Raw genomic sequence first — 12,458 nt, 5'->3', positions numbered from 1 at the left:
ATCCAATGGATCGGGGCTTTTGGTTGTTAATACTCAATCACTGAGTAGCTCAGGGAAACTCACACGTTAAAGCGGAACTCCACTACATCGCCGTCGGCCATGACGTATTCCTTGCCTTCGATACGGACCTTGCCGCGGGATTTGGCCTCCGACATGGAACCGGCGTCGATGAGGTCATGGAAGGAGACAACCTCGGCCTTGATAAAGCCGCGCTGGAAGTCCGAGTGGATGACGCCGGCCGCCTGCGGGGCGGTGTCGCCCTGGTGGATGGTCCACGCACGTGCCTCCTTGGGCCCGGCCGTGAGGTAGGTCTGCAGCCCCAGGGTGTGGAAGCCGACGCGCGCCAGCTGGTCCAGCCCGGATTCGTCCTGCCCGTTCATTTCGAGCATTTCGCGTGCCTCGGCCTCGTCCAGTTCAACAAGGTCAGACTCGAGCTTCGCATCAAGGAAGATACAGTCGGCCGGCTCAACCATGGCGCGCAGCTCGGCCTGCTTCTCCTCGCTGCCGAGGATTCCTTCGTCCGCGTTGAAGACGTAGATGAAGGGCTTGGCCGTCAGGAGGCTGAGCTCCTTGAGATGCTCCATCTCCAGCTTGTCGCTCTTAATGGAAGAGTAGATGGTGTCGCCGCGCTCCAACACGGTCTGGGCGGTCTTGATGGCGGCGAGCTCCGCAGCCTCCCGCTTCTTGATCTTGACCTCTTTTTCGATCCGGGGAATGGCCTTCTCGATGGTCTGCAGATCGGCGAGGATCAGTTCGGTGTTAATGGTCTCCATGTCGGAGCGGGGGTCGACCTTGCCGTCGACGTGGATGACGTCGGGGTCATCGAACACCCGCACCACCTCGGCGATGGCTTCCGCTTCGCGGATGTTGGCCAGGAACTGGTTTCCCAGGCCCTCCCCTTCCGAGGCGCCCTTGACGATGCCGGCGATGTCGACGAAGGAGACAGCTGCGGGCAGTACCCGCTGCGAGCCGAAGATCCCGGCGAGCTGCTGGAGCCTGGGGTCGGGCAGGTTCACGACGCCGACATTGGGTTCGATGGTGGCGAACGGATAGTTCGCGGCCAGGACCTGGTTGCGGGTCAGTGCGTTGAATAGTGTTGATTTGCCGACGTTGGGCAGTCCGACGATGCCAATAGTAAGAGCCACGGACATTGATTCTACCCGTTCGGCCCCCGCATCCCGTGCCGCTATCCAGCTCCGGTGGCCTGGGCCCGGCTTGCCTTCGCAAAAAATGTCACAGCCGCGTGCCACAGTGAAGGCATGGAACCTTTTGCAGTCATTCTGGCCCTTTTGATGCTGTTGCTGGGCGCCGTGTCCGGCGCGGGCGCGGTGTACGTGGTGTTGCGCCGGCGGAGCGCCGCCCTGGAGGCGGATTTCGACGGCGTTTCGGCGCGGCTTTCGGAGGTCACCGCCCAGTTTGCGGCCGCGGATGCCGAGCGCAGGCTCCTGTCCGCCCAGAACCGGGAGCTGGGCATGTCCCGCGAGCAGGACGGAAGCGTTCTCCGTGCCCTGGCGCCAGTGGCCGAGAAACTGACTGCGGTGCAGCAGCAGGTATCCCTGCTGGAACGCGACCGGCTCGAACAGTACGGCCAGCTTGCCCAGCAGCTGCAGGAAGCCCGTCTCACGGACGAGCAGCTGATGCGGTCCACGCATGCGCTGGAGTCGGCGCTCCGGTCCAACAGCGCGCGCGGCCAGTGGGGCGAAGTGCAGCTGCGCCGCGTGGTGGAGGCTGCGGGCATGATGCGGCACGTCGATTTCCACGAGCAGCACCACGGCACATCAGGGACGGAGGCCGCCGTCCGCCCGGACCTCGTGGTTCAGCTGCCGGGTGACAAGCAGCTTGTTGTCGACGCCAAGGTCCCCCTGTCCGCCTACCTTGAGGCGCAGGAACTGGGGCAGTCGGCCGGCGACAAGCCCGCCCTCAGCCAGGCGGCGCTGCAAAACCTCATGGCTGCACACGCCAAGGCGCTGAAGTCCCACGTGGACGCCCTCAGCACCAAGAAGTACTGGGATATTTCAGGGAACTCGCCGGAGCTGGTGATCTGTTTTGTCCCGGCCGAGTCCATTCTCGCCGCCGCGCTTTCCGCCGATCCCGCGCTGCTGGACTACGCGCTCTCCCGGAATGTGGTGCTGGCCTCCCCCGGCACACTGCTCGCGGTGCTCAAGTCAGTGGCGTTCACGTGGCGGCAGGACGTTCTCACTGACAGTGCGCGGGAACTGTTCGAACTTGCCCGGCAGCTGTACGAGCGGATGGGCACGCTCGGGGACAACGTCGGCAAGCTGGGGTCCTCGCTGAAAAGCTCCGTGGACCGTTATAACGCGATGGTCGGCACGCTGGAGGCACGTGTGCTTCCCACCGCGCGGAAACTGAATGCCCTGGACACCACCGGACTTGTCACGCCGCCGGCTGTGCAAGTCACGCCGCGTTCCCTCGCAGCCCCGGAACTGGGGGCCGGCGAGCTGCGGGCCACCGTGGAAGAGGAAGACGCCGCTTAGTCACCGCCGGACGGACGCCGGCTCGCCTGCCGCTGTTAGCGTGAGCGGCGTCCGCCGAGGGCGCGGGATACGTCCCCCGCCTCCTTGAGGGTGGCGCGGAGCTCTTTGGGCAGCGAGAAGAGCAGGTCTTCCTCCGCAGTCACGATTTCCTCGACGGCGTCGTATCCGTAGTCGGCCAGGAGGCGAAGCACGTCCTTGACCAGAACCTCCGGAACGGACGCCCCGGAGGTCACACCCACCGTGGCAGCGCCCTCGAACCAGGCCTCGTCAACCTCGTTGGCGAAGTCAACACGGTACGACGCCTTGGCACCGTACTCGAGCGCCACCTCGACGAGCCGGACGGAGTTGGAGGAGTTGGCCGAACCGACCACAATCACCAGGTCGGCCTGGGGCGCGATCTTCTTGATGGCCACCTGGCGGTTGGTCGTGGCGTAGCAGATGTCGTCGCTGGGCGGATCCTGGAGCGTGGGGAACCGTTCCTTGAGCAGCCGGACGGTCTCCATGGTCTCGTCCACGCTGAGCGTGGTCTGCGAAAGCCAGATGACCTTTTCGGGATCCCGTACCGTCACCTTGTCCACCTCATGGGGGCCGTTGATGATCTGGATGTGGTCGGGAGCCTCGCCGGCCGTCCCTTCAACCTCTTCGTGGCCGTCATGGCCGATGAGGAGGATGTCGAAGTCGTCCTTGGCAAAGCGGACGGCCTCCTTGTGGACTTTCGTCACCAGGGGGCAGGTCGCGTCGATGGTGCGCAGCCCGCGGTCTTCCGCGGACTGGACGACGGCCGGGGACACGCCGTGGGCCGAGAAGATGACCAGGGCGCCTTCGGGCACTTCGTCCGTTTCGTCCACGAAGATGGCGCCCTGCTCCTCGAGGGAGCTGACCACGTGCACGTTATGGACAATCTGCTTCCGGACATAGACGGGCGGTCCATAGTGCTGCAGGGCCTTTTCGACGGCGATAACCGCGCGGTCGACGCCCGCGCAGTATCCGCGGGGAGCCGCCAGCAGAACCCTCTTCGGGCCGGGGACCGGTGCCGCCGCGAGCACTTCCTCCGGCGAACGCCGCCTTCGCGGGACGGTTGGCATCGAAAGGGAAACTGCAGAGGAAGTCATTGCTCCATGCTACCGGCTGGGCCGCAGGCCTCCGGGCGGGCTCATCGCCTGCGGGCAGGACCGCCGACCAGTCTGAGCAGCAGGCCTGCCGCCACCAGGACCACACCGATAATCGCCGCCACCAGCGTCCAGGACGCAAACCCGGCAGCAGAAGCCGCAACGAACTCCCGCTTGAACAAGTCTGCCATTTCGTTTCCGCTCGCGGTGCCCATGACGGCGTCGGCGGCCCACCGGGATGCCAGCGTCCACAGTCCGGAAAGCGCCAATGCGCCCGCTCCGATGCCCGCCAGGACTTTCCACCGGCGGCGGGCGGTGACGAATGCCAGAAGGAATGCGATCCCGGCGCCGATCGCCAGGCTGTAGCCAAGCGGGGAGTAAGCGGTCACCCGTTCAGTGAGCTGGCGCTGGTTCGTCCGGCCGATGTTCACCAGGGCCTGGCCCGGAGCGTCCAGCTGGACACCCACCTGGCTGGAAATCTGCTTTGCGGCGAGGGCCACGAGCGGGGCCACATCCAGGGTCAGCGAGGTGCTGGAACCCGCTTCGGGAGGGAGGGACGCCGGGTCAGCGAAGTTGAGGCGGTGGCTCTTTCGCAGCGTCTCTTCCCAGGCCGCCGGGTACCCAGGCAGGCCGGTGAGGGACGTGGCCGCCGATTCCAGCACAGGCCGGACCAGTGCGGCCATCTGCGCAGGGATTGCGCCGCCGGTATCAATGCCGTTGACGGCGGCGGTCGCCAGGCGCTTCTGGAACTCCGAGTTCTTCCCGAGCGGCGCCGCCAGGGCAACGAAGCCATCCTCCTGCACGATGTTGCGGTCCACCCAGATGGCCGGAACGGCGGCGGCGGAGAGGAGCAGACCGAGGATGACGGCCAGGGCCGCAAGAAATGAGCGCAAGGGATTCCTAGCTGGTCGGGTTTCTCGGCTGGTCGGGTGCCTAAGTGGTCAGAAGGACACTGCCATCCTAGGCGTGCGGCGCGGCGATCGAAAATGCCGGCCCGTCAGCAATGTCGGCGCCCGGTGATACAGCTATGGATAGAGTTGATTAACCCATCCACCCGCACCAAATCCACAGGCAAAGGACTGACCATGCAACTGCCACTCGCCGCCACCGGGGCTGCACATGGCTGAAAATGCCACCGTCCCTGCAGCCGGCGCCGGCCCTGTGGCCGGGCAGGGGGCCGCACCCGGCCCCAGCACGGTGCCAGCCACCGCCGCCGACACAAGCCCGGATAACCCCTGGCCCCTGCAGTTGCTCTCCCAAAAGCTCAAAACCCACATCGAACGGGCACCGGCAGCCTGGGTTGAAGGGCAGGTCATCGAACTGAACCGTCGCGGCGGCAGTGCGTTCCTTACCCTCCGGGATGTGGACGCCGAGATCTCCCTGCCGGCCTCCATCTGGTCCAAGTTGCTCGACCGGCAGGAGACGCCGCTCGAGCGCGGAAGCCGGGTGGTGGCCCTGCTCAAGGCGGAGTTCTGGCTGAAGACCGGGCGCCTGAACATGTCCGTGAAGGACATCCGTCCCGTTGGGTTGGGCGATCTCCTCGCCCGGATTGAACGTCTGCGCCATGCCCTGGCCGCGGAAGGACTGTTCGCCGAATCGCGGAAAAAGCGGCTGCCGCTGCTCCCCCACCGGATCGGGCTCATCACCGGCCGTGACTCCGATGCCAAGAAGGACGTGCTGCGCAACGCAGCCCTGCGCTGGCCCGCAGTGGAGTTCGAGATCCGCGAAGTCGCGGTGCAGGGCAACACCGCCGTATCGCAGATGGTCAAGGCCCTGCGTGAACTCGATGCCCGGCCCGAGGTCGACGTCATCGTCATTGCCCGCGGCGGCGGCGCGCTGGAAGACCTGCTCCCGTTCAGCAGCGAGGAACTCATCCGCGCCGTGGCCGCCGCGGTCACCCCGGTGGTCAGCGCGATCGGCCACGAGGCGGACCGGCCCATCCTGGACGACGTCGCCGATCTCCGCGCCTCCACGCCCACGGACGCCGCCAAGCGGATCGTGCCGGAAGTGTCGGAGGAACTTGCCCGGGTCCGCCAGGCTGAAGCCCAGCTGCGCCGCTCCGTGACAATGCTGGTGGCCCGGGAAACGGACCGCCTGGCGGCAGTCCGTTCCCGCCCCGTCCTCGCGGCCCCGGAAAGCATGATCACGGCGCGGGCGGACGACGTGGAACGGCTCGCGCGCCGGTCCACGGCCGCCATCAGTGCGGCCGTCACGAGGGCCTCCGACCAACTGGGCCACCTCCAGGCGCAGGTCGGGGCCCTGTCGCCGCAGCAGACCCTTGACCGCGGGTACGCCGTGGTGCAGCTCTCCGGAACCGCCGGGCCAGTTGTCCGCCAGCCGTCCCAGGTCCCTGCGGGAACTGCGCTCTCGGTCCGCGTGGCCGGCGGGCGGTTCGGCGCCGAATCCACCGGCGCACCATAAGCCGGGACACCCTGAAGCCAGCGCCTCAAATGCGCCGGCCCCGAATGACGTCCGCAGCAATTGATCACCACCCCCGACATGACAGGCCAGGAAACATGACAGACCCCACCCTGAACGAAGACCCGGCCAACCCGGCCAACAGCACGGGAAATCCGGGCACCACAACGGCCAACGCAGGCCAGCCCGGCGGCGTCGCCCTTCCTCCGGACATCGATGCCCTCAGTTACGAGGAGGCGCGGGAACAGCTGGTGGCTGTGGTCTCCAAGCTCGAGGCCGGCGGAACCAGCCTCGAGGACTCCCTGGCCTTATGGGAGCGGGGCGAGGCCCTGGCACGGCGCTGCGAGGAATGGCTCGAAGGCGCCAGGAAAAGGCTCGCCGCTGCCCGCAAGGACGCCTGAACACCAGCGGGGGCTAAGCCCGGTTCAGGACCTCACGGGCAATTCAGGACCGTTCCACGAGGCGGCGCTCGGCTTCAACGTCGAACTCGGCCTTGGGCCACTCCAGTTCCAGCTCGCCGAGTCCCTCCAGCAGCAGCTGCTGCACCGCTATGCGCGCATACCATTTCTTGCTGGCCGGCACGACGTACCAGGGCGCATGTTCCGCGTTGGTGGCATCGAAGGCTGCCTGGTACGCGTCCATGTAGTCGTTCCAGAAGGCGCGCTGTTTGAGGTCCTCGGTGTTGTACTTCCAGTGCTTGGCCGGATTGTCCAGCCGGGCCAGCAGCCGCTCTTTCTGCTCGTCATTGCTGATGTGCAGCATGACCTTGACCACCTTGGTGCCCACCGCCGCCTGCCGGGCTTCAAACTCGTTGATGGCCCGGTAGCGGCGTTCCAGCTCCTTCGGGTCCGCCCAGCGGTGCACCCGGTGGATCAGGACATCCTCGTAGTGGGACCGGTCAAAGACCCCCAGCATGCCGGCCGCCGGGACTTCCCGTTCGATCCGCCAGAGAAAGTCGTAGGCACGCTCCTCGGGGGTTGGGGCCTTGAAGGACTTGAACTGGACGCCCTGGGGATCCATGGCGCCCAGCACGTGCTTCACGATTCCACCCTTGCCGGCGGTGTCCATCCCCTGCAGGATCAGGAGAACCCTCTTGCTGCCGCCGAACTTGGACTCGGCAAACAGCTTCTCCTGAAGGTCTGCCAGCTTCGCGTCCAACTCCTCGAGCAGCAGCTCGCCGTCGGCCTTGTTCCCCGGATAACCCAGGGTGGTGTCCGGGTCAACGTCGGCCAGCTTGAAGCCCTTGCCAACTTTCAAGGACTCGGAGGGTAACTTCGTGAATTCCACAACGCCGGCCATCGGGTCCTCTTTCCGCAGTTGTCTGTGGGTAAAGGCTAGTTCCCCTCGTACCTGCTGAGGAAGTCTCCCATCCGGCCAATTGCTTCCTCGATGTCCTTGACGTTCGGCAGGGTTACCATCCGGAAGTGGTCGGGCCGGACCCAGTTGAACGCCCGGCCGTGGGAGACCAGGATCTTCTGTTCCTTGAGCAGGTCCAGGACGAACTTTTCGTCGTCCCGGATGTTGTAGACCTCCGGGTCCAGCTTGGGGAACAGGTAAAGGGCCCCCCGCGCCTGCTGGGTGCTGACACCGGGGATGGCGTTGAGCATCTCATACGCCTTGTTGCGCTGTTCCAGCAACCGGCCGCCGGGCAGGATGAGGTCGCTGATGCTCTGGTACCCGCCCAGGGCGGTCTGGATGGCGTGCTGGGCCGGGACGTTGGCGCAGAGCCGCATATTGGCGAGCAGGTTGATGCCTTCAAGATAGTCCGCGGCATCCTTTTTGGGCCCGGAGATCGCCATCCATCCCGCACGGTAACCGCAGACGCGGTACGCCTTGGACAGCCCGCTGAATGTCAGGCACAGCACGTCGTCCCCGGTGAGCCCGGCCATGTTTACGTGCACGGCGTCCTCGTAGAGGATCTTCTCGTAGATCTCGTCGGCGAAGATCACCAGCCCGTGCTTTTCCGCGAGGGCAACAATCTTGCGCAGCGTGCTTTCCGGGTACACGGCCCCGGTGGGATTGTTCGGGTTGATCACCACGATGCCCTTGGTGCGGGGCGAGATCTTGGCCTCGAGGTCCTCCAGGTCGGGCTGCCAGCCGGACTCCTCGTCGCAGAGGTAGTGCACGGGACGTCCGCCGGCCAGCGCCACGGACGCGGTCCACAGCGGATAGTCCGGGGTGGGGATGAGGATTTCGTCGCCCTCTTCGAGCAGGGCCATCAGCGACATGGTGATGAGTTCGCTGACGCCGTTGCCCAGGTAGATGTCGTCCACGTGGATGCTCTGGATGCCGCGGGTCTGGTAGTACTGCGAGACGGCGGTGCGGGCGGAGAAGATGCCGCGCGAGTCGCTGTATCCCTGGGCGTGGGGCAGGTGGCGGATCATGTCCACCAGGATCGCGTCCGGCGCTTCAAAACCGAAGGGTGCGGGGTTGCCGATGTTCAGTTTGAGGATGCGGTGACCCTCTGCCTCCATCTGCTGGGCGGCCTGAAGAATCGGTCCACGGATGTCGTAAAGGACATTATGAAGCTTGGTGGACTGCTTGAATTCTGCCATTCATCAAATATGCCACAAGCGGGATGTCCTTCCGGGGAGACGTGCCTCACACAGAGCTTGGCTCCGGTCGTAACGAACCAGCCGACAGCGCCCCCAAGTAGCTCGCAGTTGTTGTCGTTTTGAGGCTTCATAACGACAACAACTGCCAGTCAGTTGGGTTCGCGCCGTCATCCGCTTAACTACGACGGCGGCTGCCGGTCCCAGCGGAACCGGCAGCCGCCGTCGTACTCGCCTAGTCAGCCACCCGGGCTACTTGACGATGCCCTTGTCCTTCAGCCATGCAGCGGCCGCGTCCTTGGCGTTCTGCTTCTGGTTACCGCTGACCGCACGGTTGAGGCTGATCAGATCGTCGGTGGTGAGGATCTTGGAGACGTTGTTGAGCGCTTCCTTCGCCTTGTCCGTCACCTTGGCCGTGTTGTAGAGCGGCAGCACCTGCTGTGCCTTGAAGTTGTTCTTCGGGTCCTCCAGCACCACCAGGTCATTGTCGGCGATGGACGGCGTGGTGGTGAAGATGTCGGCCACCTGGACTTCATCGTTCAGGAGAGCCTGCAGCGTCAGGTTGCCGCCGCCGTCGCTGAAGGGCTTCAGCGCCTTGAGTTCGCAGCCGTAGTTCGTCTTGAGCCCCGGGAACCCGTAGGACCGCGTTTCAAAGGTGGCCGGCGCGGCCATGGTCAGGTCCTTGCAGACCTTGGCCAGGTCCTCGATGGACTTCAGCTGGTACTTTTCCGCGGTGGCCTTGGTGACCACCATGGCGTCCTTGTCCTCGGCCTTGGACGGATCGAGCACGGCGAGTCCCTGCGGCAGCTTGCCCTGCAGCGCCTTGAAGATGTCCTCCGGCGTGACCTCTGCCGCCTGCGCATCGACGTGGGACAGGAGGTTGCCGGAGTAGTCCGGAACGACGTCTACCGATCCGTCCTGGACGGCCTTGAAGTAGATCTCACGCGAGCCGATGTTCGGCTTGGTGGTGGCGGTGACCCCGGCCGCGTTCAAAGCACCGGCGTAGATTTCCGCGATGATCTGGCTTTCGGGGAAGTCCGCGGAGCCGACGACGAGGGAACCGCCGGACGTGGCACCGCCGGTTGAACTCGTGCTGGGGGACGACAGCGGGTTGCCGCTGCTGCACGCCGAAAGGGCAAGGGCGACGCCGACACCGGCGGCGAGGCCGCCCAGGCCACGGCGGGTAAGAGTCGTGCGGACGGGATACTTCATGCGGTGCCTCCTTGAACAACGGCTGCCGCGGGCGCGGCGGCCGAGAGATCGGTGGCGGCCTTGCGGCCGCCTTTGGAACGAGCGGTGAGTCCGGGCGAAACGAGCAGCCGCTGCGCGGCCGCCAGGACCAGGTCAACCACGATGGCCAGGGCTGCGATGAGCAGCGAGCCTGCCAGCATCCGCGGGAAGTCCTGGAGCACCAGCCCGTCGAACAGGTACCGTCCGAGGCCGCCGAGCGGAAGGTACGCCACCACCGACACCGTGGCGATCACCTGCAGCACAGCGGTGCGGATACCGCCGAACATGACCAGTAGCCCGTTGGGAACCTCCACGCCGAACAGGACCTGCAACTCTTTCATGCCCATGGCGCGGGCGGCGTCCACCACGTTGGAGTCCACGCTGGAGATGCCGGCGTAGGTGCCGGCCAGCAGCGGCGGCACGGTGAGGATGACTAGCGCCCACACCGGCGGCATGAGGCCGCTGCCGGCAACGAGGGCGAACAGCACGAGGAGCCCGAGCGTGGGCAGGGCCCGGAGCGCGCCAGCCACGGCCACGGCCACCACCCGGCCCCGGCCGGTGTGCCCGATGAAGAGCCCCACGGGAACCGCGATGGCGGCGGCGATGACCAGGACCAGGCCGCTGTACTGCAGGTGTTCGAGCAGGCGGACGGGGATTCCCCCCGGGCCGGACCAGTGCAACGGGTTGGCGAGCCAGGCGAATGTTTCGGTGAAGATGTTCATGATCCGGCCCCCGCGTGCACCTTGGCGTCGGCGATGAATTCCGCGCCGGACTGGGCCTGCGCGTCGGTCCGAACCGAACCGGCCCTGGTCCAGGGCGTGAGGACCCGTTCAAGAATCACCAGCAGCGCGTCCATAACCACGGCCAGCAGCAGGATGGCAACAATCCCCACCACCACTTCCGTGACAAAGTTCCGTTGCAGCCCGTCCGTGAACAGCATCCCCAGGTTTCCCACCCCCAGCAGGGCGGCAACGCTCACCAGCGAAATGTTGCTTACCGACACCACGCGGAGGCCGGCGAACATCACGGGCAGGGACAGCGGCAGGTCGATCTGCAGGAACCGGGCGGCCGGCTTGTAGCCCATGGCAACGGCCGCCTGCCGGAGGTCATCGTCCACCGAATCGAAGGCGTCCATGGCCGCCCGCACCAGCAGCGCGACGGCGTAGATGGTCAGGGCCACAATGACGTTCAGCGGGTCAAGGATGCGGGTTCCGAGCAGCGGCGGCAGGATGATGAACAGCGCCAGGGACGGGATGGTGTAGAGCAGCGAACTCACCGTGGACACGAGCTGCCGGAGTGCGCTGTGCCGCCGCGATAGCTGTGCCAGCGGGATGGAGATCAGCAGGCCCAGGACCATCGGAACCAAGGCCAGGACCAGGTGCTGGCCGGCCCGTTCAAAGACCATGGGGCTGTTCGCCAGGAACCACTCCATCAGGGTGCGCCCTGCCGGGTCCGGCGTGCGGACTCGATGACGGAGAGCACCTCCGCCCCCTTGACCACTCCGGCAACCTTGCCGTCGCCGTCGACCGCGACGCCGAGTCCCGAGGGCGAGGACAGGGCGGCGTCCAGGGCACGCCGGAGGGTGTCGCCCGGCCGGAACAGTGAGCCGCCCGGAATGAGCTGGGAGTCCAGGCCGGGGCCTTCCCAGCCCAGCGGGCGCTGCTGGTCGTCCACCACCAGGCGCCAACTGTCCGTATGTGAAGTGGCGTCCCTGCCCCTGGTGACCGTGTCCACGGGATGGACCGTGACGCCGTCGGCCGTGGTGAAGGCGAGGTGCCGGAACCCGCGGTCCCGGCCCACGAAGGAAGCCACGAACTCGTTGGCCGGTGCCCGGAGAATCTCCTCCGGCGCGGCGTACTGTGCCAGCTTGCCGCCGACGGCGAAGACCGCCACCTTGTCGCCCAGCACGGTGGCTTCGTCGATGTCGTGGGTGACAAAGACGATGGTCTTGGCCAGGTCGCGCTGCAGCCGCAGGAGTTCCTGCTGCAGCTCGTCGCGGACCACGGGATCCACGGCGCTGAAGGGTTCGTCCATCAGCAGCACGGGCGGATCGGCCGCGAGCGCCCGGGCGACGCCGACGCGCTGCTGCTGGCCGCCCGAGAGCTGTGACGGGTACCGTTTGCCCAGCGACGGAGCCAGGCCCACGACGTCGAGCAGTTCTTCCGCACGCTTGCGGGCGTCAGCCTTTGGCACGCCGTTGAGCCGCGGCACGGTGGCAATGTTGTCAATGACGGAGCGGTGCGGCATCAGCCCGGACGACTGCATCACGTAGCCCATGGAGCGGCGGAGCTCGGCAGCGGGCACGGAGGTGACGTCGCGCCCGCCGACCGTGATGGTCCCGGACGTGGGCTCCACCATCCGGTTGATCATGCGCAGGGAGGTGGTCTTGCCGCAGCCTGATGGTCCTACGAACACCGTGATGGAGCCCTGGTCAATGGACATGCTCAGCTGGTCCACCGCCGGTTGCCCGCCCTGGTACTGCTTGGTGACGCTCCGGAACTCAATCATGGCTTCGGCCATACCCGGCTTACCTAACTGTTGGGCGGCAACATCGGACGGTAAAGCGAAATGATCATAAGCACGCCGTTTTTTGGCTGTAAAGCGCGTCTTGACACAGCGTAACCACTGGCTGGAGCAAAACTGGGGCGGGCGCG

Annotated in this window: 12 protein-coding genes; 3 read left to right on the top strand and 9 right to left on the bottom strand. The window is 65.9% G+C overall.

Annotation, left to right across the window (positions count from 1 at the left end):
- Positions 1 to 59 precede the first annotated feature (59 nt).
- The gene (gene ychF, locus AC1DFE_RS00815) at positions 60 to 1,145 is read right to left on the bottom strand and encodes a redox-regulated ATPase YchF (RefSeq protein WP_476904031.1); all 1,086 of its coding nucleotides are present in this window, start codon (positions 1,143 to 1,145) and stop codon (positions 60 to 62) included.
- Between the two features lie 114 nt (positions 1,146 to 1,259).
- Here ychF and AC1DFE_RS00810 point away from each other — a divergent pair, with 114 nt between their 5' ends.
- Entirely contained in the window at positions 1,260 to 2,495 is a 1,236-nt protein-coding gene (locus AC1DFE_RS00810) for a DNA recombination protein RmuC (RefSeq protein WP_476904030.1), read from the top strand.
- Between the two features lie 35 nt (positions 2,496 to 2,530).
- On the opposite strand, the gene AC1DFE_RS00805 is transcribed toward AC1DFE_RS00810, so the two are convergent.
- Both AC1DFE_RS00805 and AC1DFE_RS00800 read right to left on the bottom strand, forming a co-directional pair.
- Positions 2,531 to 3,607: a 4-hydroxy-3-methylbut-2-enyl diphosphate reductase gene (locus AC1DFE_RS00805; protein ID WP_476904029.1), complete on the bottom strand. Its 1,077-nt coding sequence runs from the start codon at positions 3,605 to 3,607 to the stop codon at positions 2,531 to 2,533.
- A gap of 41 nt (positions 3,608 to 3,648) precedes the next feature.
- On the bottom strand, positions 3,649 to 4,497 hold the full coding sequence (locus AC1DFE_RS00800; RefSeq protein WP_476904028.1) for a hypothetical protein: 849 nt from the start codon (positions 4,495 to 4,497) through the stop codon (positions 3,649 to 3,651).
- 226 nt (positions 4,498 to 4,723) lie between these two features.
- Between AC1DFE_RS00800 and xseA the strand changes: the two genes are divergently transcribed.
- Positions 4,724 to 6,025 (top strand): exodeoxyribonuclease VII large subunit, encoded by a 1,302-nt coding sequence (gene xseA, locus AC1DFE_RS00795; protein ID WP_476904027.1) that lies wholly within the window; start codon positions 4,724 to 4,726, stop codon positions 6,023 to 6,025.
- 209 nt (positions 6,026 to 6,234) lie between these two features.
- Positions 6,235 to 6,423: an exodeoxyribonuclease VII small subunit gene (locus AC1DFE_RS00790; protein WP_476904366.1), complete on the top strand. Its 189-nt coding sequence runs from the start codon at positions 6,235 to 6,237 to the stop codon at positions 6,421 to 6,423.
- 43 nt (positions 6,424 to 6,466) lie between these two features.
- Here the strand turns inward: AC1DFE_RS00790 and AC1DFE_RS00785 are convergent, their stop codons facing one another.
- The 6 genes from AC1DFE_RS00785 to AC1DFE_RS00760 form a co-directional block, all read right to left on the bottom strand.
- Positions 6,467 to 7,321 (bottom strand): PPK2 family polyphosphate kinase, encoded by an 855-nt coding sequence (locus AC1DFE_RS00785; RefSeq protein WP_476904026.1) that lies wholly within the window; start codon positions 7,319 to 7,321, stop codon positions 6,467 to 6,469.
- A gap of 35 nt (positions 7,322 to 7,356) precedes the next feature.
- Entirely contained in the window at positions 7,357 to 8,577 is a 1,221-nt protein-coding gene (locus tag AC1DFE_RS00780; protein ID WP_476904025.1) for a pyridoxal phosphate-dependent aminotransferase, read from the bottom strand.
- Positions 8,578 to 8,826: 249 nt separating this feature from the next.
- A complete protein-coding gene (locus AC1DFE_RS00775; protein ID WP_476904024.1) occupies positions 8,827 to 9,786 on the bottom strand; it encodes an ABC transporter substrate-binding protein in 960 nt (319 codons plus the stop codon).
- Complete coding sequence (locus AC1DFE_RS00770) at positions 9,783 to 10,526, bottom strand: ABC transporter permease (RefSeq protein WP_476904023.1); 744 nt, start codon at positions 10,524 to 10,526, stop codon at positions 9,783 to 9,785. Before AC1DFE_RS00770 ends, AC1DFE_RS00775 begins: the two co-directional genes overlap by 4 nt.
- The gene (locus AC1DFE_RS00765) at positions 10,523 to 11,236 is read right to left on the bottom strand and encodes an ABC transporter permease (protein ID WP_476904022.1); all 714 of its coding nucleotides are present in this window, start codon (positions 11,234 to 11,236) and stop codon (positions 10,523 to 10,525) included. Before AC1DFE_RS00765 ends, AC1DFE_RS00770 begins: the two co-directional genes overlap by 4 nt.
- Positions 11,236 to 12,324, bottom strand: coding sequence for an ABC transporter ATP-binding protein (locus AC1DFE_RS00760; RefSeq protein ID WP_476904021.1), 1,089 nt, complete (start codon positions 12,322 to 12,324; stop codon positions 11,236 to 11,238). The genes AC1DFE_RS00765 and AC1DFE_RS00760 overlap by 1 nt, the downstream gene beginning before the upstream one ends.
- Between the last annotated feature and the right edge of the window lie 134 nt (positions 12,325 to 12,458).

The organism is Arthrobacter sp. 05T423 (assembly GCF_056396245.1).
This window is presented reverse-complemented; position numbering and strand designations above follow the sequence as displayed.

Excerpts from the sequence above, each read along its gene's own strand:
- AC1DFE_RS00810 (WP_476904030.1), top strand. The coding sequence starts at position 1,260 with ATGGAACCTTTTGCAGTCATTCTGGCCCTTTTGATGCTGTTGCTGGGC.
- AC1DFE_RS00805 (WP_476904029.1), bottom strand. The coding sequence starts at position 3,607 with ATGACTTCCTCTGCAGTTTCCCTTTCGATGCCAACCGTCCCGCGAAGG.
- xseA (WP_476904027.1), top strand. The coding sequence starts at position 4,724 with ATGGCTGAAAATGCCACCGTCCCTGCAGCCGGCGCCGGCCCTGTGGCC.
- AC1DFE_RS00785 (WP_476904026.1), bottom strand. The coding sequence starts at position 7,321 with ATGGCCGGCGTTGTGGAATTCACGAAGTTACCCTCCGAGTCCTTGAAA.
- AC1DFE_RS00780 (WP_476904025.1), bottom strand. The coding sequence starts at position 8,577 with ATGGCAGAATTCAAGCAGTCCACCAAGCTTCATAATGTCCTTTACGAC.
- AC1DFE_RS00775 (WP_476904024.1), bottom strand. The coding sequence starts at position 9,786 with ATGAAGTATCCCGTCCGCACGACTCTTACCCGCCGTGGCCTGGGCGGC.
- AC1DFE_RS00770 (WP_476904023.1), bottom strand. The coding sequence starts at position 10,526 with ATGAACATCTTCACCGAAACATTCGCCTGGCTCGCCAACCCGTTGCAC.
- AC1DFE_RS00765 (WP_476904022.1), bottom strand. The coding sequence starts at position 11,236 with ATGGAGTGGTTCCTGGCGAACAGCCCCATGGTCTTTGAACGGGCCGGC.
- AC1DFE_RS00760 (WP_476904021.1), bottom strand. The coding sequence starts at position 12,324 with ATGGCCGAAGCCATGATTGAGTTCCGGAGCGTCACCAAGCAGTACCAG.